Origin of the sequence: Corynebacterium jeikeium, from assembly GCF_028609885.1 — a bacterium.
Lineage (GTDB): Bacteria > Actinomycetota > Actinomycetes > Mycobacteriales > Mycobacteriaceae > Corynebacterium > Corynebacterium jeikeium.
Map to the genome: position 1 here is coordinate 168,530 of NZ_CP063195.1, position 22,866 is coordinate 191,395.

The 22,866-nt window shown below is 61.5% G+C and carries 15 protein-coding genes; 6 read left to right on the forward strand and 9 right to left on the reverse strand.

Translation table 11 applies throughout. From position 1 onward, the window contains the following. Nucleotides 1-9: 9 nt before the first annotated feature. From CJEIK_RS00740 to trmB, 5 genes are all read right to left on the reverse strand, one after another. Entirely contained in the window at nucleotides 10-2,112 is a 2,103-nt protein-coding gene (locus CJEIK_RS00740; protein WP_005297220.1) for a PhoX family protein, read from the reverse strand. Nucleotides 2,113-2,254: 142 nt separating this feature from the next. Beyond that, entirely contained in the window at nucleotides 2,255-2,740 is a 486-nt protein-coding gene (locus CJEIK_RS00745) for a DUF3054 domain-containing protein (RefSeq protein WP_005297217.1), read from the reverse strand. A 30-nt stretch (nucleotides 2,741-2,770) separates the two neighbouring features. Further along, entirely contained in the window at nucleotides 2,771-3,841 is a 1,071-nt protein-coding gene (locus tag CJEIK_RS00750; RefSeq protein ID WP_005297215.1) for a lysylphosphatidylglycerol synthase transmembrane domain-containing protein, read from the reverse strand. Next, nucleotides 3,841-6,174: an MMPL family transporter gene (locus CJEIK_RS00755; RefSeq protein ID WP_005297213.1), complete on the reverse strand. Its 2,334-nt coding sequence runs from the start codon at nucleotides 6,172-6,174 to the stop codon at nucleotides 3,841-3,843. Before CJEIK_RS00755 ends, CJEIK_RS00750 begins: the two co-directional genes overlap by 1 nt. Before the next feature lie 87 nt (nucleotides 6,175-6,261). After that, nucleotides 6,262-7,026, reverse strand: a complete 765-nt coding sequence (trmB, locus tag CJEIK_RS00760; RefSeq protein ID WP_005297211.1) for a tRNA (guanosine(46)-N7)-methyltransferase TrmB — start codon at nucleotides 7,024-7,026, stop codon at nucleotides 6,262-6,264. A gap of 52 nt (nucleotides 7,027-7,078) precedes the next feature. Between trmB and CJEIK_RS00765 the strand changes: the two genes are divergently transcribed. From CJEIK_RS00765 to CJEIK_RS00775, 3 genes are all read left to right on the forward strand, one after another. Beyond that, entirely contained in the window at nucleotides 7,079-8,023 is a 945-nt protein-coding gene (locus tag CJEIK_RS00765) for a hypothetical protein (RefSeq protein WP_005297209.1), read from the forward strand. After that, on the forward strand, nucleotides 8,023-8,592 hold the full coding sequence (locus CJEIK_RS00770) for a DUF6802 family protein (protein WP_005297207.1): 570 nt from the start codon (nucleotides 8,023-8,025) through the stop codon (nucleotides 8,590-8,592). Before CJEIK_RS00765 ends, CJEIK_RS00770 begins: the two co-directional genes overlap by 1 nt. Before the next feature lie 277 nt (nucleotides 8,593-8,869). Continuing rightward, entirely contained in the window at nucleotides 8,870-10,690 is a 1,821-nt protein-coding gene (locus tag CJEIK_RS00775) for a phosphoenolpyruvate carboxykinase (GTP) (protein ID WP_005297204.1), read from the forward strand. Nucleotides 10,691-11,205: 515 nt separating this feature from the next. Here the strand turns inward: CJEIK_RS00775 and CJEIK_RS00780 are convergent. The 3 genes from CJEIK_RS00780 to ahpC form a co-directional block, all read right to left on the reverse strand. Then, nucleotides 11,206-12,435 carry a hypothetical protein gene (locus CJEIK_RS00780; protein ID WP_005297201.1) on the reverse strand — a complete coding sequence of 410 codons (1,230 nt, stop codon included), beginning with the start codon at nucleotides 12,433-12,435 and terminating at the stop codon, nucleotides 11,206-11,208. A 900-nt stretch (nucleotides 12,436-13,335) separates the two neighbouring features. Beyond that, nucleotides 13,336-14,916 carry an alkyl hydroperoxide reductase subunit F gene (gene ahpF, locus CJEIK_RS00785; RefSeq protein ID WP_005297199.1) on the reverse strand — a complete coding sequence of 527 codons (1,581 nt, stop codon included), beginning with the start codon at nucleotides 14,914-14,916 and terminating at the stop codon, nucleotides 13,336-13,338. A 187-nt stretch (nucleotides 14,917-15,103) separates the two neighbouring features. Then, nucleotides 15,104-15,667, reverse strand: coding sequence for an alkyl hydroperoxide reductase subunit C (gene ahpC / locus CJEIK_RS00790; RefSeq protein ID WP_005297197.1), 564 nt, complete (start codon nucleotides 15,665-15,667; stop codon nucleotides 15,104-15,106). 385 nt (nucleotides 15,668-16,052) lie between these two features. On the opposite strand from ahpC, the gene CJEIK_RS00795 reads away from it, so the two are divergent. The 3 genes from CJEIK_RS00795 (at nucleotide 16,053) to CJEIK_RS00805 (ending at nucleotide 20,366) form a co-directional block, all read left to right on the forward strand. Further along, nucleotides 16,053-17,507: a YeeE/YedE thiosulfate transporter family protein gene (locus tag CJEIK_RS00795; protein ID WP_005297195.1), complete on the forward strand. Its 1,455-nt coding sequence runs from the start codon at nucleotides 16,053-16,055 to the stop codon at nucleotides 17,505-17,507. A 109-nt stretch (nucleotides 17,508-17,616) separates the two neighbouring features. Then, nucleotides 17,617-18,348 carry an acetolactate decarboxylase gene (gene budA / locus CJEIK_RS00800; protein ID WP_034965553.1) on the forward strand — a complete coding sequence of 244 codons (732 nt, stop codon included), beginning with the start codon at nucleotides 17,617-17,619 and terminating at the stop codon, nucleotides 18,346-18,348. A 77-nt stretch (nucleotides 18,349-18,425) separates the two neighbouring features. Next, complete coding sequence (locus CJEIK_RS00805; RefSeq protein ID WP_005297191.1) at nucleotides 18,426-20,366, forward strand: vWA domain-containing protein; 1,941 nt, start codon at nucleotides 18,426-18,428, stop codon at nucleotides 20,364-20,366. A 124-nt stretch (nucleotides 20,367-20,490) separates the two neighbouring features. Here the strand turns inward: CJEIK_RS00805 and CJEIK_RS00810 are convergent, their stop codons facing one another. Further along, on the reverse strand, nucleotides 20,491-22,818 hold the full coding sequence (locus tag CJEIK_RS00810) for a 3-hydroxyacyl-CoA dehydrogenase NAD-binding domain-containing protein (protein ID WP_005297190.1): 2,328 nt from the start codon (nucleotides 22,816-22,818) through the stop codon (nucleotides 20,491-20,493). Nucleotides 22,819-22,866: the final 48 nt, after the last annotated feature.

A 22,866-nucleotide genomic window follows, 5' to 3' on the forward strand; every position in this document is an offset into this window, starting at 1 on the left:
CGCTGATCCTTAAGCGCCGATGGTGCCGAAGTCGTCCTTCCAGGCAACCACGGTGGCCGGGCGGGCGATGGAATCGCCGCCATCCGGCCAGTGGGAGGTGGAGGTCTTGACGGTGGCCTCTTCGTCCTCACCCGGGTGCTGAACGTTGACGATCACGCGCTTGTCAAAGACCAGCGGGCCACAGGTCTCGGCGCCAGCCGGGACAGTCAGGAACTGCTTGGTCAGACCGCGGGTCTCGCCCTCCAGGGCGACAGCGAACAGGCCGTCGTTGGACTCCAGGGCGTTGCCGTCGGTGGAGACCCACAGGTTGCCGAAGGAGTCGAAGGTGACGTTGTCCGGGCAGGAGATCGGGGAGACCTTGGACTTGTCGAAGCCACCGAAGTAGGTCTCGGCCTCGTCCGGGTCACCACACACCAGCAGCAGGTTCCACTTGAGTTCTTCGCCGGTGAAGTCATCTTCGATCTCGATGACCATACCGTTCTTGTTTTCCTTGACCGGGGCGTACTCGCGGACACCCTCTTTGTTCTTGCCCTCTTCTTGCGTGCCGCGGTACTTGTTGTTGGTCAGAGCAGCGTACACCTTGCCGGTGGTCGGGTGCGGCTCGACGTCTTCCGGGCGGTCCATCTTGGTAGCACCGACCTTGTCGCCAGCCTCACGGGTGAAGACAATGACCTCTTCAGCGGACATGCCGTCTACGTGGGACTCTGCGGAGCCATCCTCCTTGACGGTAACCAGCTTGATCCACTTACCAGTGCCGTCGAACTTTTCGCCCTTCGGCGGGTTGTTCTCGTCGAAGTCCTTGTTGTTGCCCTCAAAGGTGGCGACGTACAGGGTGCCCTCGTCCAGGATCTTCATGTTCTCTTCGCGGTCCTTGTCGGTGTTACCGCTGCGGACCTTGCGGGAGGAGACGAACTTGTAGATGTATTCGAAGCGGGAGTCGTCGCCGGAGTATGCAACCACGGTGCCGTCGTTGGTGACGTGGATGTTGGAGCCCTCGTGCTTGAAGCGACCCAGAGCGGTGTGCTTGACCGGGGTGGACTTCGGATCCCACGGGTTCACCTCAACCACGTAGTTGAAGCGGTGTGGCTCGTTCGGCTCCTTGGTTACGTCAAAGCGGTCGTAGTGCTTCTCCCACTGACGAGCGGTCTTGGCATCCTCGATGCCGTAGCGGCTCAGGCGCTCGCGCTCCTTCTCGTCCTTAACGTTCTCGCCACCGGCGAAGTACTGGTCAACGTTCTCCTCGCCGGACAGGATGGTGCCCCACGGGGTTACGCCACCGGAGCAGTTGTTGAAGGTGCCCTTGACGATCTTGCCTTCCTTATCGTCAGAGGTCTTCACCAGGTCGTGGCCGACGATCGGGCCGCGCAGCTCGAACTCGGTGGTGCCGGTTAGACGGCGGTTGTACTTGCCCATGACGGGCTTCAGCTTGCCGTCCTTATCGTTGCCCTCAACTTCGACGATGGACATGCCGTGGTTAGCCAACTCGATGTCTACGTGTTCCTTGGACGGGTTGTCGATGTCGTAGTCCGGGAACATCTGCTGCGGGGTGGTGTACTCGTGGTTGGAAACCAGCAGGAAGCGATTGTTCTGGCCTTCGATCGGCAGCAGAGCGGCAAAGTCACAGTTGAAGCCGTACTGCTTGGCGGCCTGCTCAGCGGTCTGATTGTCTACGTCGAACTCCTCGGCGCCTTCAACCACCGGGTCACCCCAGCGGATAACGACGTCGGACTTGTAGCCCACCGGCACGACGACCTCGTCCTTGGTGTTCGGCTCGACCATTTCGAACTTCAGGCCGTCCGGAGCGTCTGCACTGTTGCCGGAGCCGCCCTTGTTTTCGCCGTTGCCGCCCTTGGAGCTGTTGCCCTCGCCGTTATCGTCACTGCAGGCTGCCAGGAAGGAAGCACCACCGACGGTGACCACAGCGGCACCACCGGCGCGCAGTGCGGTGCGGCGAGAGAAAGTGCCCTGGATCAGGTCCATGAAGTAGTTGTTGTCGGACTTGTTGTTCACCGGCTTGGAGCAAGCGTCGCCACACTTGTACACGCAGGTACGGTGGGAACGGCTGGACGTGAAGTCCATCTTCTTCAGCAGGTTGCGACCCTTAAGGCCCATGGGGATCTCTCCTCAGTGTTCGTCAGTCTATGTCAGAGTTCGTCAGCAGCATTGTGCAGATTTCTCACAAGACTTTAAGCACCACGAACAAACCTGACGTAGCGCGAAGGTGTACGTCAGGTTAAATAAACTGAAAGGTGCTTCACTTGCCGAACATGCGGCCCATTCGCTTCATACGCGACAACCTCCGCAGCCGCCCCAGGCGGAACATTCCGCGCCAGCCGAACAACAGCAGGCCGCTCATCACGGTGGCAACGATCATGAATGACCAGTGCGGTACTTCCCCGTGGCGCACGCCCCAGATCCCCAGGCCGACAACAACGTTGACGACCCACACCAGCGCACCGGTGGAGAACTCAAATCCGCCGAAGCCGGTCCCGTTGGCGCCGTCTGGCCGAACCACGCCGATCCACAGCAGTGCCCAGGCAATCACCACACCGATCAGGAATGGCCAGGAGGTATCCAGCCAGCCGCCGAAGCTCAGCGGCATCTCCGGAGTGTTGTGTGCAATGCGCGCCAGCAGGGCGAACAGTAGGACGGCGATTACGTCGAGAAACAGCGCGACCCCCGGCGATCGCTGGGTGGTGCCAGGGGTGTCTCCAGTGGAGGTGCTATCGAGGTTGCTCATGACCCTAATCTTACTGTGCTCGACCGAGCCTTATTGTGCCCTGCCGACGGGTTCTTCCTGCTTTTCTTCTTGACGCCCCGTCTCCGCGGCTGCATTCTCAGCATTGCTTTTGGGGTTGACCATCTTGGTGGCGAAAAAGACGATCCATCCCACCAACGTCAGCCCCACGAAGCTGAGCATGCGGAAGACGATGACGGCTCCGAATGCCTGGACGGAGGTCAGGGTGCCGAATCCGACCAGGGCGCTGGTCAGTGCGACATCCACCGGACCAAGACCGCCGGGGGTGACCTGTGCCTGGCCCACCAGTTTGGCGGTGAGGAAGGCCAGTACCACGCCTGCGATGGGCGGGGTGGCGCCGACGGCGTAGATGCAGGCCAGTAGGCAGAGGATCTCGAAAACCCAGTTGCCCAGGCTGGCGGCGATCGCGACGGCCAGTTTGGTCAGTGGCAGTTCCACGGCCGACAGCTGGCGGGAGAACCCGCGGACATTGTCGGTGAAGCGGTCAACGGGCTTGCCACGGCGGGCGTTGAAAGTCCGCAGTCGGTTGACTAGCCAGCGCTCCACCTTGTCTCGGTTCTTTGCCACCCAGTTGGTGAGGATCGCTAGTGCAACAAGGGCGATCAGGGACATCGCCAACGTCAACGGTTTAACTGTCAGCCCTAGGAAGAACACAGCACCGATGGCCAGGATCGCCATGCCGCCGCCAGCTAGCGCTCCCGAAAGCAGCATGTACCAGCTGGCAATTACGGCAGTGGCGCCCCACTTGAGTTGCTCGCGGAAGATCATGGCCGCCGACAACGCGGGTCCGCCGGGGAAAGTCGAGGACCAGGCATTAGCTGCCAGTCCCAGCGAGTTGGCGCTGATGCGCTTCACTTTCACTCCGGCGCTGCGCAGCAGTACGACCATCACCTCGGCCTGCGCGACCATGGAGGCTGCGAGCGCGAGGATGGCCAGGCCGATCCAGCGCTTGTCGGCGTGAGCCAGCTCGCGCCAGCCGTCGCCAATGAAGTGCAGGTGCTCCCGGGCGAGGAAGGCGATGATTCCAATCAGCGCCAGGCTGAGCAGAGCCCTGACTTCTGTGCGCCGCCACAGTTCACGCATTAGCGCTCGCCTCCGCCCCCGCCGTCGGCATTCTCGCGGCTTTCTTCGACACGTCGCATCAGCTCCGCGAAAGGCAGGTTCCGCTGACGTGCAGGAGCCTCACCGGGGCGCTGGGCGGGCACGGGGGCGATGGCGTCCACACCAGAAAGTTCCGCAACCGTCACCCGCGACGAACGGGCAGCAGGCGCTGCCTCGTGCGGCGAGGATTCCAGCTTCTCGTTGTGCCCAACCTTCTCCGACAGGCGCTTGACCCACTTTGGCGCCCACCAGTTGTCGGTGCCCAGCAGGTGCATGACGGATGGGACGAGGAGCATGCGGATGATTGTGGCGTCGAGTAGTAGCGCGATCACCATGCCGAAGGCGATGTACTTCATCATCACGATCGAGGAGAACCCGAAGGCGCCGCAGACCACGATCATGATTAGCGCGGCGGCGGTGATGATGCTGCCGGTGGTGGCTGTGCCGAAGCGGATCGCTTGATCCGTCGACGCACCCCGGGCGCGGGCCTCCACCATGCGGGAGACCAGGAATACCTCATAGTCGGTCGAGAGGCCGAAGACGATGGCGATGATCAGCACCAGTACCGGGGAGGTCAGCGGCCCGGCGGTGAAGTTAAACATGTCCGCGCCGTGGCCATCGACGAAGATCAATGTCAGCAGGCCGAGGGTTGCGCCGGTGCCCAGGATGTTCATGATCACGGCCTTGGCAGGAATGATCAGCGAGCCGAAGATCATGGCCATCAGCACGAAGCTGACGAGCACGATATACAGCAGCATCCACGGCAGTTTCTCGAACAGCGCGTCGATGGATTCGACCTCCAGGGCCGGGGTGCCGGCGACGTACACGTTGGCGCCATCGACGTTGATGTCCTCCAGAGTGTTGACGATGCGGTCGTTATCATCGCGGTCTGCAATGCCGGTGGACAGCACCGTCACGTCGTCCTTCGTGGGGCGCGAGACCTGGAACGGGGCCGTCAGTCCCGGAATCGCGTTGGCCTCCTTGTAGACCGCAGCCACGGTCTTGGAATCGCCCTCGATAACCAGCTTGATCGGGTCGGTGCGGAACTGCGGGAACTTCTCGGTGAACTCCTCCTGGTTCACGCGCGTCTGGTTCGACGGCGGCAGGTAGGTCTCGTTCATGCCACCCAGCTTGATGCCCGCAATCGGCACCGCCATCAGCAGCATGCCGCCGACGATCACGACCGTAAACAGCTTCGAGTGGCGCATGGCAAAGGCTGGGATGCGGCCCCAAATGCCTTCGACCTGCTCGGAGCGACGGCGGGTCCGCTTCTTCTTAAACGACCACTTGTCGATGTTCGGCCCCAGCATCGCGAAGATACTCGGCAGCACAGCCACGGAAAGCAGTGCGGCCAGACCCACCGCGGAGATCGCGCCGAAGGCCACGGACTTCAGGAAGGCCTGCGGGAAGATGAACAAACCGGATAGCGCTACAGCCACCATCGCCGCAGAGAAGACCACGGTCTTACCCGCGGTGGCGGTGGTGTTGCGCACGGCGGTGCGGGTGTCGTGGCCCTCCGCCATCTCCTCGCGGAAGCGGGAGACCATGAACAGGCCGTAGTCGATGGCTAGGCCCAGACCAAGCAGCGTGACCACGGACTGTGCGAACACGTTGATCTGCGTGAAGCTAGCCAGGATCGCCAGCACACCCATGGAGCCCAGGATCGACAGGCCGCCCACCAGCAGCGGCATGAATGCGGCGATCAGGCCGCCGAAAACGATCAGCAGTAGCAGGCCCACGGCGGGCAGCGCGTAGATCTCGGCACGGTGAATATCGCCGGCCATGCCCTCGTCCAGGGAGTCCGAAACCGCCGTGGCGCCGGCGATCTTCACATCCACGCCCGGGGCACTGATGGCCCGCAGGTCGTCCTCGATCTTGCGGAAGTTGATCAGCACATCGTCTTCGATGCCCTGTAGACCGATGGAGGCGAAGGCCGCGGTGCCGTCCGGGTTGGCCATGGCCGCCGGGCCGCGGTTGAAGTAGCTGGTCACACCCCCGATCTCGTCGGGGTGATCCTTGCGCAGCTGCTCGATCTGCTGGGTTATGGACTGCTTGACCTCGTCCGAAGTCGCAGACCCCGGCTTATCGCCGGTGACCATCAGGATGACATCCCCGTTGGCGTCACGACCAAAAACCTCTTGCTCGATCTGCGCAGCCTTCGTGGACTGCGAGTTCGGGTCGTCCCACCCCTCCTGGCTCATTCGGTCGGCCAGTTTCAGCCCAGCGACGACATACAGCACCAGGATCGCCGCGATGATCACCAAAGGGATCAGCCGGCGGAACCGGTAGGCGACATCGCCCCAAGAGCTAAACAACGTGAGTGGTCCTTTCTATAACGCCAGAATTCCCTCTAGTCTACGAATCCGACCAGGGCGAATAACAAATTTTCCGGGGTGTGTTAGCTATTTCTTCCGCCACAGGTACTCGCGGATGACGTGTTCCTTGTCCAGGCCCTTGCCCTCGAACTTGGTGATTACCTGGCGATCCGTCAGCTGTGGAATGTCCGACTGGTCCTCGGGCCAGCCCAGGTATTCCAGCTTCTCCTCGACCTCTACCAGTTCGTCGATCCACTCTGCGTAGTCCGCGTGGTCGGTGGCGATATGCAGAATGCCGCCCGGCTTGAGGCGGGAGGCGATCAGGTGCAGCGTGCCAGATTGCACGATGCGCCGCTTGTGGTGGCGGGCCTTGGGCCACGGGTCCGGGAAGTAGATGCGCACGCCGGACAGCGACTCTGGCGCGAACATGCGCTGCAGTACCTCCACGCCGTCGCCGCGGATCATGCGCACGTTGTGAATGTCGCCGCGCACCACGGAACCCAGCAGCTTGGCCAGCCCGGGGCGGTAAAGCTCGACGGCGACGATGTTCTTTTCCGCCTCCAGCGGCGCCATCGCGGCGGTCGAGGTGCCCGTTCCGGAGCCAATTTCCACAATTGTTTCGGCGTCGCGGTCGAACCATTCGGGCAGGTCAATGACCTCGTCGGCGAGGACTTTGCCCAGTTTAGGCCAGTGTTCGTTCCATAGGGCCTCCTGGTTGTCGGTCAGGGTGCCGCGCCGGAAGCTAAAGTTTCCCAGTCGCGGATAGTCGCGACCGTCGTTAAACTCTGTCTGTAGTGGGCGGCCTGGGGGAAGGCTGCCTGGCGTGTTATCGGAATTATTCATCCAGACCATTCTTGCAGATGGCCTGCGGAATGTCTTAAGCCAAGTGGGGGAGCTAACAAAGATGTTGAAGACCATTTCGGTCATTGGCCCGGATGCGCGCGCGGTCGCCGAGTGCGCCGCGCAGTTGCGCACGCGGGTGGAAGCTAAGGCAAGCACCAGCACGGCGGGGGAGCGCTTCGAGGTTGTGGAGGGGGCAGGCCCGGAGCAGCGCCCCGACATTGTCGTTGCGGCCGTGGGGCACGCCACCGCGGAGGATCGCGAGGTCGCCCGGGCCGTCGCGCAGGCTATGGGTGTGGTGTTGCTCTGGCCCTTTGGTAGTGACGCCCCCTCGTCTGAATGGGGCCACACCCCAGGCTGGGTCTGGTGCGAGGACGTGGACGAGGTGTGCGGGTGGATCCGGGCGCTGGGCGTGGATGTAAACGAGTGGGAGGTGCAGGCGCGCCGGGCGGATGCCGAGCGGCTGGACCGGGTGCGCATCGCCACGCGGCTCAGCGCGACTCGGATTGCCCAGGAGGTGCTGGAGGATGCTAGCGCCGGTGACGGGGTGCGCGGCGCTCGTGACATTAGCGGCGCCGACGGGTTTGAATACCTCCACGCTGCCTTCATGGCGCGGCTGCGGTTGGCGGTTTTGGAGCAGGGCGTGGTTTTCCCCGCACTCCCACAGGTGCAGGAGGAGGCCCCGGCTCGACCCGCCGCGGTGATGGGCTCGCGGGCGAGTGTGGTGTTGGTCGCCGCGGCCGGCCTGGCGGCGGGGCTGGGCTTGGGAACGATGGTCGGCAGGTTTTTGGGGCCACTGGTTGGCGTGATAGTCGGTGTGCTGGTGACCCTGGCGGTGGTGGGGGCGCGGCTGGTTATGCTGCGCTCCGACGCGCTGAAAGCCCGCACAGCCAAGGAAGATGCGGCATTGCGACAGCATTGGTCGGCAGTGGTAACGGAGGTTGTTGCGCGGCTAGAGATCCCGCCGGTAGCACCCCGCATCCGTGACTTGGCGATGGAGGCGAACTAATGGATGAGCTCATGGATGAACTCATGGATGGGGGCATGTTTGATGTTCCGCAAAACCCCCTGGCTGACCTGATCGGTAACCACGAGTTACACGGCGGGTCGCCGGGCACCGTGGGTGGGCTGGTTGACGGCCTGACCGTTGAGTACGGCGGTCGCGAGTACTACGTGGACCAATTGAACTCTCACGACCCGAATGCCCATGACCCCAACCGGGCGCCCAGCCAGCAAGCCGGTCAGCAAGCCAGTCAGCACACCAGTCAACACAATGCCACTGGTACTTACGGCACCAATTCTCGATCTAACTCGTGGCACGGCAGCGGGGGCGTGGAAGAGTCCGTCACCATCGCCGACGACCAGGGGATGAGCATCCTCAGTGATACGGACGGCGATGGCAAGGTGGACTACGTCTCCTCAGTTTCCTACGACGGACAATGGTCAGCCTGGCGGTGGATAGAGGACGCGGAGGTCGAAGGGGCGTCACCAAGAAACAACAGCGACACCCCCGATACGGGGAATAATCAATGGCAAGCAGATGCTTGGAAATGCGTTGATCGGGGGCAATGGGGTTAGGCCGGGTGTGATGTACAACTACTGGCCACGGAACGAAAACATGTCCCCGGTGCTTCACGATAGTCTGGGTGCAAGGGGCACCTGTGTTGTTACGCAGGTCTCAATAATTACAGATCACAGCTATATAGAACGCCCAAATACCGCAGGATTTAGTAAAGTTATAGGTGAATACAACCGGGTTTGAACTGGACGTTTAAACCGACGGTCGGCTGGTGCATGTTTGTGCACCTTTTGGTCGGGCCGGGTTGTGGGACACAAAAACGTAGGGAGATAATCGATGACCATTCGAGGGCTTGTCGGCGAGGCACCCACCAAGAACCAGGAGATGCTGAACTGGATCGAGGAGGCCGTGGAGCTCTTCCAGCCAGAATCAGTCGTGTTCTGCGATGGCTCCGAGGAGGAGTGGAACGAGCTGGCAGAGCAGCTGGTCGAGCACGGCACCCTGATCAAGCTGGACGAAGAGGCGCAGCCGAACTCCTTCCTGGCGCGCTCCAACCCGTCTGACGTTGCGCGCGTGGAATCCCGCACCTTCATTTGCTCTAAGACTGAGGAAGACGCCGGCCCCACCAACAACTGGATGGACCCGGAGCAGATGCGTGCCGAGATGCGCGAGCACTTCTCCGGCTCCATGAAGGGCCGCCGCATGTACATCGTGCCTTTCTGCATGGGCCCGATTACCGACCCGTCCCCGAAGCTGGGCATCGAAATCACCGACTCCCCGTACGTTGTTATGTCCATGCGCATCATGACCCGTATGGGTAAGGAAGCCCTGGACAAGATCGGCGAGAACGGCGAGTTCGTGAAGGGTCTGCACTCCGTAGGCGCCCCGCTGGAGCCGGGTCAGGAAGACTCGACCTGGCCGTGCAATGACACCAAGTACATCACCCACTTCCCGGAGGACCGCGAGATCTGGTCCTACGGCTCCGGCTACGGTGGCAACGCCATCCTGGCTAAGAAGTGCTACGCGCTGCGCATCGCTTCCGCCATGGCGCGCGACGAGGGCTGGATGGCAGAGCACATGCTGATCCTGAAGCTGATCAGCCCGGAGGACAAGGCCTACTACATCTGTGCTGCCTTCCCATCCGCTTGTGGCAAGACCAACCTGGCCATGATCCAGCCGACCATCCCGGGCTGGCGCGCAGAGGTCGTCGGCGATGATATCGCATGGCTGCACTTCGGCGAGGACGGCCGCCTGTACGCCGTTAACCCGGAGAATGGTTTCTTCGGCGTGGCACCGGGCACCAACTACGCTTCCAACCCGATGGCCATGAAGTCCATGGAGCCGGGCAACACCCTGTACACCAACGTGGCCCTGACTGACGACAACAACGTCTGGTGGGAGTCCAAGGAAGGCGAGCCGCAGCACCTCATCGACTGGCTGGGCAACGAGTGGACCCCGGATTCCGGCAACAAGGCCGCGCACCCGAACTCCCGCTACTGCGTGCCGATCGAGCAGTGCCCGGTTGCTGCACCGGAGTTCAACGACCCGAAGGGCGTGCCGGTTTCCGCCATCCTGTTCGGCGGTCGCCGTGCGGACACTGTGCCGCTGGTGACCCAGGCTCGCGACTGGAACCACGCCACCTTCATCGGCGCCACCCTGGCTTCCGGCCAGACCGCCGCTGCTGCAGAGGCCGCCGTTGGCTCCCTGCGTCACGACCCGATGGCCATGCTGCCGTTCATTGGCTACAACGCCGGTGACTACCTGCAGCACTGGATCGACATGGGTAACAAGGGCGGTGACAAGATGCCAGAGGTCTTCCTGGTCAACTGGTTCCGCCGTGGTGAGGACGGCCGTTTCCTGTGGCCGGGCTTCGGCGAGAACTCCCGCGTGCTGAAGTGGATCATCGACCGCATCGAGGGCCGCGTAGAGGCCGACGAGACCGTCGTTGGCTACACCGCCCGCTACGAGGACATCTACACCGATGGCCTGAAGGAGACCGAGGAGGACATCCGCGAGGCACTGTCCGTGAACCCGGCTGACTGGGAGCGCGACCTGGCCGACAATGAGGAGTGGCTGAAGTTCCTGGGCCCGAAGGTTCCGTCCGAGGTATGGGACGAGTTCCAGGGTCTGAAGGATCGCGTGGAGGCTGCGAAGTAGCTGCTAGTTGCGCTAGACGCTGCGCCTGATGGCGCTGCGTAGCGCTAGTAGTTCGCGTGCAGTGCTGGTAGCTCGCGTCCGCGAGCGTGCTGGCGCTAGGCGCTGAACTAGGCGCTGAACTAGGCGAGGCGCCGGGAGGGTTTTCCTCCCGGCGCTTTCTTTGTGCCCAGGCCTCTGGGGCCTGTGTTTGTTAAACCGTCCCAGCGCCGTTTCTGCGCGCCGCGCCGCCACTTCCTTCTTCGGCCAACTTCAGGGCTAGGGTCAAATGTCGGAAAAGTTGCAAAACGTAATTCTCGGCGCACGCCTCTGGTCGCGTAAAACGCCCTGAACAGGCATTTTGTGTAGATGAAAAATATACCCAATAACGTTCTGCAACTTTTCCGACATTTAAGCCGAAGTCCCAGCCACCTCGGCCTACGACCAGGCTCACGGCGTGGCGGTTGACCTACGCGCCGGTGCGGATTGCCGCAACAAACACCGCCAGGGCCGCAACAATCACCGCCAGGGCGGTGTAGTTAGCCGAAGAAATGGGTTCGCTCGCGGGTGATGAATGCACCCTTGCCACTATTAGAGTTCCAGCAGGTCAGGCCCTCGTAGGCGGAGTGGCAGGCGTAGCGGCCATAGTAGACAGTGGTGCCGTAGGGGACGGTTTCTGTTGGTGCGTGGTCATTGATATCTGCACCTTGGGGAAAATACGCGGGAGGGTCGTTCTTAGACCCAACAGTCTGAGCGTCGACTTTCACCCACCAGTTAGCGTATTGTCCTGATTTTCCGTGGGGTTTGCTTTCCCGGTATGACGCGACACCACAGTTCAACGAATCTTTCTGGATGTCACAGCCTATATTCTCGCTCGGGGTCTTGAAGACCGCGATGTCTCCTAGGCTGTTGTGCTTAATCGTCCGCACCGGACGAGCATCCGAAGGAATCGGCCCACCGGCCTTCGCGTAGGCGCCTTCGGGGAGGTTCTTATTCGCGGAGGCTGAGGCGTCGTCGTCAGGATTGGGCTTGTTGCCTTCCTTTCCGTCACCCTTCTTCACATAACCCGCAGGCAGATCGGGATTGGGCTTTTTACCCTTCTTTTTCTTACTTTTATCCTTGCTATTGGAGCTATCGGATTTCGCGGAAGATTCGCCGGATCCGAAGTTAGGGCCAGACTGGTTTTTCTTCAGTCCGTTCGCGTCGTCGGTGACGTACCATTCCAACTCAACCTGCTCAGCTGGAGTGCCCGTGACCTGGCTCCATTCGCTTTTCTCGCCCTCGGTGAGCTGCTTGCCGTCGAAATTGTAATGAATCGTTGGCACTTCCGGGCGCCCGCTTGTGTAAGACCATTCGTAGATTCCGTCGCCCTCGCTGGAAGCCGCTACGTTTGCGCGAGCTGCAGTGGTTCCCGCGCCCGTCACCAGTTCTTTATCCACGGCAAAGGGCTTTCCGTCCTGGCCAATAGCGATAAAGGTCACCGGCGAAAAGTATTTGCAATCATTTTTGAGCAATAACTCCGGAACTTCATCAATATTCGCCTCAATCAGTGCATAGGAATAAGTCCCAGTTGGGTGATAATCATCGCGGTCGGAATGGTCGCGCTCATACTTTTCCGGATTATTCAAAACATCCTTGTACGCATCGATCGCCTGCTGCGTCGGGTCGGCCTTCGTCTCCTCGCCGCTCTGATCTGCGCTGCTCGCCGCGCTGTCTTCCTGAGGTTCATCACTAGAACAGCTGGTCGCCGCTAAAGCCGCTATGGTCATGACGCCCACAGCCCCAACTCGCCACCGACCCCGCTTCGGGCGGACGCTTGCGCGGCCGGCGTTTTTCGAGGTGAAATGGGTGAGGACGGAGCGCAAACGCATGGTGATCCTTTGCTGGCGGTGAGAATTGCATTCAGTTTCTTAAATAGTACTCACACTTCCGCTATTTCCGCTGGGTTTGGCGTGGTCTGCTAGCGCTTGATGTTTGCGCCATGCTGTCAATAATTGCCGAATTTCCTGGGGTGCTGTGTGGGGCGGAAAGGGGTAAAGAAAAGATCTAAAGCAGCGATCGGAAGTCTTGCAGGCTTCCGCGGAGGGGTTCTAGATGCGGAAATGTCGGAAAAGTTGCAAAACGTAAATTTCGGCGCACGCCTCTGATTGCAGAAAATGTTCTGACCAGGCATTTTATGTAGATGAAAAATGTACCCAATAACGTTCTGCAACTTTTCCGACATTTAAGCCCCAGTGTCGGGCTTTATGGGTGCGCTCGACAGTGCAGAGCGGAGTCAGCCTGGGGGGATCGAGGTGTGCCGAGGTGTTGGTCTGGGTAGATCGAGGTGTGCCGAGGTGCTGAAAATGGGGCTTCAGGGGCGGAAATGTCGCTAGAGCGGGAATATGCAACCGTGTGCCATGGGCACCCTTCTGGCGGAAAGTCTCTGAACTGCGGTTTTGTAGTAGTGCAAATTGTTTTCAGTAATGTATTCCCGTTCTAGCGACATTTGAGCCCAAAACCCCTCCCCGCAGTCCCTGAGGGTCTCCAAATTACAACAATCTGCAGGCAATCTCCGTTGTAGGAGAGGTGCAGATAGTCCAGAGGGGTCAGTGGGGCTGGTGTGGTGCCCGGCGGCTGCAGCCAGCCCCGCGCCGCCGGGTGCTACGCCTTCAACGCAGTCAAGCCAGCTACGCCTTCGGCGCAGTTACCGTGTACTGCCACGCACCCAGCGCGGCGTTTGCGCCGGCGCCCTGGGCGATCACAATCTGCTTGAACGGCACTGCAGTGCAGTCGCCGGCAGCGTACACACCCGGGACGTTGGTGGCGTTGTGCTCGTCCACTACGATCTCGCCAATCTTGTTCAGCTCCACGCCACTCTCGCCCAGCCACTGGGTATTCGGCACCAGGCCGATCTGGATGAACACGCCCGCGACGTCCAGAGACTTCGACTCATCGTTCGTCCGATCCGTGTAGTTCAGGCCGGTGACGTTCTTTCCGTCGCCCACGATCTCCGTCGTAGCTGCCGACGTAATCACGTCGATGTTCGCGGTTTCCTCCACGCGCTGCATCAGGATGTCATCCGCGCGGCAGGCCTCGCCGAACTCCAGAACCGTCACGTGCTTAACCACACCCGCCAGGTCCAGTGCAGCCTCAATGCCCGAGTTTCCGCCGCCGATTACGGCCACGGACTTCCCCTTGAACAGCGGGCCGTCGCAGTGCGGGCAGAAGGTTACGCCCTTGTTGCGGTACTCTTCCTCGCCTGGAACGCCCAGGGTTCGCCACTGTGCGCCCGTGGCGATAACGAGGGCACGGGCGCGCAGGGTGGCGTCATCCCCAAAGTGCACCGTGTGCAGGCCACCCTCCTCGGTAGCAGGGGTCAAGCCGGTCGCAGCCTGGGCCTTCACCACGTCAATGTCGTACTGGCCGACGTGCTCCTCGAACTCCGCCGCCAGCTTCGGCCCCTCGGTGGAGGGCACGGAGATGAAGTTCTCGATGGAGTTCGTGTCCAGCACCTGGCCGCCGAAGCGCTCGCCGATCAGGCCGACGCTCAGCCCCTTGCGGGCAACGTAGATGGAGGCCGCTGCACCCGCCGGGCCCTGGCCAACGACCAGCACCTCGTAGGCGTCCTTCTCGTTCAGCTTCTTCGCCTCGCGCGCGGCGGAACCAGTGTCCAGCTTGCGCACGAAGTCCTCGATGGTGGTGCGCCCCTGGCCGAACTCCTCGTCGTTCAGGTAGATGGTCGGCACGGCCAGGACGTTGTTCTCCTTGACTTCGTCCTGGAACAGCGAGCCCTCCACCGCGGTGTGCTTGATGCGTGGGTTCAGCACCGCCATGGTGTTCAGCGCCTGCACGACGGTCGGGCAGTTCTGGCAGGTCAGGGACATGTAGGTGACGAACTCGTAGTCACCGTCCAGGTTTTCTACCTGCTCGATCAGGTCCTGGTCTTCCTTGATCGGGTTGCCGCCGACCTGCAGCAGTGCCAGCACCAGGGAGCTGAACTCGTGGCCCATCGGGATGCCCGCGAAGGCTACCGAAATGTCGCTGCCGGTGCGGACGATGCTGAAGGAGGGCTTGCGCTCGTGCGCGTCGTCGTCGCGGCGGGCAGTGATCTTGTCAGACAGCTCGGCGATGTCCTGCAGCAGCTTCTCCAGGTCCTCGGAGGCCGAACGCTCATCCAGGCTGTAGACCAGCTCAATGTCCTTGGTAGTGCGGGGGACGAGCTGACCGAGCTGCTTGCGCAGGTTGTCGTCCAGTAATTGCTTAGCCATGGGGTGCTCTCTTTCTTTGTTTATTGACGCCACCCTGCGGGGGTGCGCGCCGCACGTGGGTTCTTCGGGGGATGGGGATTTATTAGTGGATTAAAGGCGCTAAAAATGGCGGGCGGGATCCGTAAGTGGAAAGCCCGGCCCGCCGTGGGTTTCCCGCCTGGGTATGGCGGGGGAGTGGAAGGGGAAGTTAGATCTTGCCAACCAGGTCAATGCCCGGGGTCAGGGTCTCTTCGCCCTCTTCCCACTTGGCGGGGCAAACCTCGCCCGGGTGAGCTGCAACGTACTGAGCAGCCTTCACCTTGCGGACCAGCTCGGAAGCGTCGCGGCCGATGCCCTCGGCGGTCTGCTCGATGTACTGGATCTTGCCCTCCGGGTCTACCAGGAAGGTTGCGCGGTCTGCCTGGCCAGCGCCCGGACGCATGTTCTGGAAGTTGTTGGTCAGCTGACCGGTGGAGTCGCCCAGCATGTAGTAGTTAACCTTGCCGACCTGCGCGGACTCTGCGTGCCATGCCTTGTGCACGAAGTGGGAGTCGGTGGATACGGCGTAAACCTCTACGCCCAGACCCTTCAGCTCTTCGTAGTGGTCAGCCAGGTCGCCCAGCTCGGTGGGGCAGACGAAGGTGAAGTCGCCCGGGTAGAAGAAGAAGATAGACCACTTGCCCAGGACGTCGTCCTTGGAAACCTCGGTGAACTCACCGTTGAAGAAAGCGGGGTTCTTGAAATCCAGAATCTCGGTGTTGATGAGGGACATGCTGTGCCTCCTTGGGGGCTTGGTTTCGGGTGTTAGTTGGCAGTTATTCACAACCGTCGCCACAAAGCCTACCGATTTTCTTCAGTGTCGTTTTGAAGTTGAGGTAGGCCATCGGAGCGATGGTGCGGGCCGCTCAATTGCGATCCACCACCCATTATAGTGATGACTTCGTAAAAGTCAAGGATTAATAGGTTTAGATTGGTGATGGGCTATGAGTTTAAATCAGAGGTCGCTATCAATGCTGATTTGTGGGGTTCTGTCGTGTAGGGCTCTGCGTGTGATGAACGTCTCTTAGGGCTTGAGTGAGGGTCGACTGAGGGGCTAGTATGACCCTTTCAAACAGACAGACAGATCGGTTCATTTTTAGTTTGGAGAAGGGGAACCCATGATTGTTACGGGATTGGCATTAGGTGCTGTCCTTGGCTGGGTTATGCAGCGCGGCAGGTTCTGCGTCACTGGCATGATCCGCGATATTTTCTTGAATAAGACCTGGCGGGGCTTCACCGCCCTGCTAATCGTTATTGCAGTGCACGCGGTCGGCCTGGCCGCGCTTACAACTGCAGGAGCAATTACGCCCGAGTTCAAGCCGTTTGCGCCGCTCGCCGTCGTGCTAGGTGGCCTGCTTTTCGGCATGGGCATCGTATTAGCAGGTGGCTGCGCATCCGGTACCTGGTACCGCTCCGCCGAGGGGCTTATTGGCTCGTGGCTGGCGCTTATCTTCTACGCCGGCAGTGCTGCCGCCATGAAGGGCGGCTCGCTTAACGCTCTCAACGAGGGGTTGCGCAGCTGGACGCTGCCCATCACCACCATCCACGGATCTCTAGGGATCTCCGTGTGGTGGCTCGTCATCCCATTCGCGCTAGGAGTTGCCTTCCTGACCCGCCGCTTCCTGGCGCAGGAAGCCCAGACTCCGAAAATGGCGACCCTGAAGCCAAAGAAGAGCGGCCTGGCCCACCTGCTGGCGGAAAAGCCCTGGCACTTTTACCCCACTGCCGTCATCATCGGCGCGCTGGGCGTGCTGGCATGGCCACTGTCGGCCGCGACGGGGCGCAACGACGGCCTAGGCATCACCAGCCCATCGTCCAACCTTTCTAAGTTCCTCGTCAGCGGCGAAGACACGGTTGACTGGGGAGTCATGTTGGTGCTCGGCCTGCTGGTAGGTGCATTCTTCGCAGCTAAGGCATCCGGTGAATTCCGTCTGCGCCTTCCCTCTACCGAGCAAGCTGTTCGTTCCGTCATCGGCGGCGTGCTGATGGGCGTGGGCGCCTCCGCTGCCGGCGGCTGCACCGTGGGCAACGGCATGGTACAGACCTCCCTGTTCAGCTACCAGGGTTGGGTTGCGCTGCTGTTCATCGCCATCGGAATCGGCGTAGCCGCCAAGCTGTGGCTCAAGCCCACGGATGTGGTGCCGGGCCAGACATCTGGCCCGAAGGCTGGCCCGGAACAGTCTTCCTCACGCGCCGCTCAGCCAGTCGCCGAGCAGAAGGCCATGGCTGCCCAGCTGGGCTTCCAAACCACGGGCACCCTACTGCTGGATCGCAAGGCCACGGTTGCGGAGAGCGTTGAATCGAGTGGAGCCAGCGGAGATAGCGACCTCAAATTGGTCGGCGATCGGACCTACAAGCTCGACACTCTCGGCGCGGTATGCCCGTTCCCCCTGATCGACGCCAAGGCGGCGATGGCTGACCTTTCCGTCGGGGATTCGCTGCAGATCGACTTTGACTGCACCCAAGCTACCGATGCCATCCCGCGGTGGGCTGCCACCGATGGCCACGAAGTCACGAACTTCGAGCAGACCACCGACGCAGGCTGGACCATCACCGTCAAGAAGGGCAGCTAGGCTGCCAGTAGACTACCCGGCCCCACCGCCCCACATTGGGGGTAATTGGGGCGAGAGGGGCGTCACTAAGAAAAGCGAGTGACGGGCGAGCACGGCAACAATGGGGCACATGAGTGACTCACCGGTAACTAGGCACACAATCTTCCAGAACTCCCTCATGACCGCCCTGCTAGACGGCATCTACGACGGTGAGATGACCGTCGGCGAGCTGCTGGGCAAGGGTAACTTCGGGCTGGGAACGTTCGACGCGCTGGACGGCGAGATGGTCATCATCGATGGCGTTTGTTACCAGCTGCGCCACGACGGCAGTGCCACCCGCGCTGACCTGGAAACCCGCAGCCCTTACGCAGTGGCGACTAACTTCGTGCCACGCATTCGTCGTCGCGCCCCGGAAAACATCCGCCGTGCGGATCTATCGAAGTTCATCGACGGCATGACACCCTCCTCGAACTACATGTACGCCGTCCGCATCACCGGGCACTTCAGCAGCGTGGTCACCCGCACGGTCGTGAAGCAGAAGCCGCCCTATCGGCCGATGGTCGAGGCGACGGATGATGACGCCGAGCAACACTTCACCGACGTCACGGGAATTATCGCGGGCTTCCGCACGCCGGTTTACGAGAAGGGCATCTCCGTGCCTGGCTGCCACGTGCATTTCATCGACGACTCGCGCACCGTCGGCGGCCACGTGCTGGACTTCACCCTGGAGGAAGGCAAGATCGAGCTGTGCCCCGGCACCGACCTGGAGCTACGCCTGCCGCTGACTAGTGCATTCTCCGAGGCGAATCTGGACCCGGAGGACTTGGACGCGCAGCTGCACAAGACAGAGGTTAAGGACTAGGCAACCTCAAAAAGGCCTGCCATAGTTTCCCCTTCGATATAAGGTGATCCACAGCGATTACTGAAGGGTGTTAATCAATGGCTAAAAGAAGCTCGCTGTTATTCGCAATTGCGCTGATCGCAGCACTGGTGACAATCGTCGTACCACCGGCACAGGAAGCTCGGGCGGAGGATGAGGAGGGTAAGAACATCCCGCCGACGATGCTGATCTTGGATGCCTCCGGATCGATGAAAACTCCGGACGCCGGTGGACAGACGCGCATGGCTGCCGCGAAGGATGCGGCGCAGCTGTTTTCTGTGGCCGTGCCCAGCGACGCGGAGTTGGGATTCATGGTCTACGGAACGGAGGTCGGCAACTCGCCGGAAGAACGCGACGCCGGCTGTAAGGACGTAAAAACCCTGTTGCCGGTGGAAAAGGGGAACGTAACCAAGATTCCCGCAGAAGTCGGCAAAGTGGAGGCTTCCGGTCACACACCGATGGGCCCAGCTTTGAGGCAAGCCGCCGAGGAGCTGCCGAAGGACGGCGAGCGCTCGATCGTGCTGGTATCCGACGGCGAGGACACCTGCGCCCCACCACCAGTGTGCGAGGTGGCCAAGGATCTGAAGAAGGAAGGCATTGACCTCACCATCAATACCGTTGGCTTCCTAGTGGATTCCAAGGCCCGCAAGGAGCTGGAGTGTATCGCCGAGGCAGGCGGCGGCGAGTACATGGATGCCAAGGACACCGTGAGTTTGGCTGATTCCATGAAGCGGCTGACTACCCGCACGGCCCAGACCACTGAGACAGAAGCGGAGGAGATCAGCGGAGGAGATGATTACTCATCGGCGGCTAAGGTGCCGGCCGATGTGGAGACGTTCTCCACGAAGCTGCGTGAAAAGTCCGGTGGGGACCGGGCGGACGAGGACGGCGCCGAGTACTTCAGTACCCCCATCGCCGAAGGCGAGCGCCTGGCGCTCAGCGTGGCCACGATGCCTCCGCCCTCCCAGGGCGATGGGCTGGGGAGGTCTAACTTCGCGCTCAAGTTGGACGCAGAGGAGCTAGATTGCTACCTGGACAACAGTGGAGACACCGGGATCATCGATTCCAACGGACCGTTCTTCTCCTCCTACACAACGAAGCGAGCAGGCGAAGACTGCCCAGCAGGTGACTTCAAGTTCAAGGTAGTGCGCAAGAGTGGCCCGTACGAGGGGCAGGAGATTCCCGCGGAGGTCACCATCAAGCGCTTCGCGAACGAAGACCTCAATGGTGTTCCGGAGCCTTTCGAGGAAGAGAGCTTCTCCCATGAGGATTCCCCGCAAGCTGCCGAAGACGTGGAGACGGTGAAGCCGGGGGCGTGGTTCCACGACGCCGCGGAGCTCAAGGCGGACGGCAAGTCTACGGTGAAGGCCGAAATCGTGCCGGGCGAAACTCACGTGTTCAAGATCAAGGCTGAGTATGGGCAGAAGCTGCGGGGTGGGATGAAGCTGGTCGCGGCTCCTGACAAGGAGCTGGCGCGCATCTCTCAATTGCAGGTGCGAACCTTGAACTCTGCGCGACAGGCGGCTTCTTCGCAGGAAAGTCAATCTGTCAGCCCGCCCACTGAGGGTCAGTCCGTTGCCTTCGGCCACGCCGCCAGGCTGAACTATCGCAACATGGTGGGTGATGGTGAGGAACAACCGAGTGATGTTGCGGCGCGGAAATCTTGGCTGGATGGGGACCAGTACATCGTGGTTTTCTTCAACAACAGCTGGGGTGGCGGCGAACACCGGGACGTTTCAGAGGTGAAGAACGAGGTCGCCACCTATGAGCTCACCACAGAGCTCACGGGGGAGAAGATTCCCGGCCCGAAGTTCTCGGAAGCTTCGCATCCGCAGGACGAGGACGGTGAAGACAACTCCAAGCAGGCTGCTGAATCCGAGGAGAAAGACAACGAAGAGTCCGGCTCGAGCAACAACCTGATCTGGTACAGCGTCGTCGTGGGCGTGCTGGTAGCCCTGGGCGGTGGCGGCGTGGCCCTCGCCTACAGCCGCAAGCGCTAAGCGCTCCAATCCATAAACTAAGCCCCCAACTCCAGCGGAGGTAATCCGCGAAGGGAGTTGGGGGCTTTAAGCGTTTTCGCCCTGGAGCCTCGCCCGGAGGCCTAGCTCTGGGGCGATAGAAGAACTACTTCTTCAGAGACTCCAGCGGGGTGAAGCGCTCGCCGTACTTAGCGGCCAGCTCCTCAGCGCGGGCAACGAAGCCTGCAACGCCGCGGGTCGGGTAGTCGCCACCGTCGCGATCCGCAACCTTGCCCTCTGGCAGGGTAGCGGCGGCCGGGCGGTCGTAGTTCTTGATGTACTGGCGGGTACCGCCGGTCCAGGCCGGGAAGCCGATGCCCATGATGGAGCCGATGTTGGCATCCGCATCAGAGGTCAGCACGCCCTCGTCGATGCACTTCTGGGTCTCTAGAGCCTCGGCGAACAGCGGACGCTCCACCAGGTCGATGAAGGCCGGCGCGTCAGCCGGAACGTTGGAGCCAGCAGCCACGCCGCTCGGGTCAGCAGCAGCCTTCTGGGCTGCGCCGGCAGCGGCGGTATCCAGGCCGGTGCCTGCAACGGTGGACTCGCCGTCGGCGACCTTCACCTTGCCGGCACCCAGCTCGTCCCACAGGCCGCGCCACAGGCCGGTGCGACGGCCTTCCTCGTTGTACTCGTAGAAGCCCTTGCCCTCGAGCTTGCCCGGGCGGTCGTAGACGTCCAGCATCTTGTCCACGATCTCGGTCACGCCACCGTCGTCGACGGTCAGGCCAGCGGCTTCCTGGGCAGCGCGGGTCTCGGAACCGATCTTGCGGGCCAGCTTCAGGTTCAGCTCGTCCTGCAGCTGCAGCGGCGGTGCCGGGTAGCCAGCCTGGCGGCCAGCGGCCTCGATGACGGCTGGGTCGATGCCCTCAGCCAGCATGCGCATAGCCTCGTTCAGGAAGAAGCCGATGACGCGGGAGGTGTAGAAGCCGCGGGAGTCGTTCACGACGATCGGGGTCTTGCGGATCTGGCCGGTGAAGTCCAGGGCCGCAGCCAGGGTCTCGTCGGAGGTCTCCTCGCCCTTGATGATCTCCACCAGCGGCATCTTGTCTACCGGGGAGAAGAAGTGGATACCGATGAAGTCCTTCGGGCGCTTCACGCCGGTAGCCAGCTCGGTGATCGGCAGGGTGGAGGTGTTGGAGCCCAGCACGCAATCCTCCGGCACGGCTGCCTCGATCTCTGCCCAGACCTTGTGCTTCAGCTCGGTGTTCTCGAACACGGCCTCGATCACGATGTCACAGTCGGACAGGTCGGAGTAGTCGACGGAAGGCTTGATGCGGTCCAGCAGAGCCTTGGACTTCTCCTCGGTGGTCTTGCCGCGCTTCAGCGCCTTGGCCTCCAGTCCCTCGGAGTAGGACTTGCCCTTCTCGGCAGCCTCCATCTTGATGTCCTTCAGCACGACCTCCATGCCAGCCTTCGCTGCCACGTAGGCGATCGCTGCGCCCATCATGCCGGCACCAACCATGCCCAGCTTCTTGAACTGCTTCTTCTCAACGTCCTTCGGGCGGGAGCCGCCACCGTTGCAGTACTGCAGGTCGAAGAAGAATGCCTGCATCATGTTCTTGGAGGTCGTGCCGGTGACCAGCTCCACGAAGTAGCGGGTCTCCACGGCCAGGGCCTCTTCGATGTTCTTCAGCTGTGCGCCCTCAACGGCGGCCTTCAGGATGGCCTTCGGGGCCGGCATCGGTGCGCCCTTGATCTGCTTGGTCACGTTAGCCGGGAAGGAGGGCAGGAACTGCGCCAGCTTCGGGTTGGTCGGGGTGCCGCCCGGGATCTTGAAGCCCTTCTGGTCCCACGGCTGGGATGCTTCCGGGTTCTCCTTGATCCACTTCTTGGCAGCGTCGATCAGCTGGTCTGCCGGGACGACCTCGTCGATCAGGCCGGTCTTCAGTGCGTCTTCTGCGCGGAACTGGCGGCCGGTGGTCAGGACCTTCATCAGTGCGTCCTGGATGCCCAGCATGCGGACCACGCGGGTCACACCGCCGCCACCCGGCAGCAGACCCAGGGTGACCTCTGGCAGGCCAACCTTCAGGCCCTTGGCGTCAGAAGCAATGCGGTGGTGCGTGGCCAGAGCGATCTCCAGGCCACCGCCGAGCGCCGCACCGTTGATGGCGGCGACAACCGGCACACCGAGGGTCTCGATGGCGCGCAGGCCGGCCTTCATGCCGTTGATCTGCTTGGTGATTGCTTCTGCGTCTTCCGGGGTGGACTTGATCATCGACTTGATGTCGCCGCCGGCGAAGAAGGTCTTCTTGGCAGAGGTGATGACTACGCCCTTGGCCTCGCCGGACTCCACTGCGCCCTGCAGCTTCTCCACCAGCTCGGGCAGCTCGCCCTGGAAGGTGTCGTTCATGGTGTTGACCGGCTGGTTCGGGTCGTCCATGGTGATGGTTACGATGCCGTCGCCATCCTGGTCCCACTTGAACATGCTCATGTGTGATGCTCCTTGTTTTATTTATTGACGCCCTCACGCTTGCGTTCG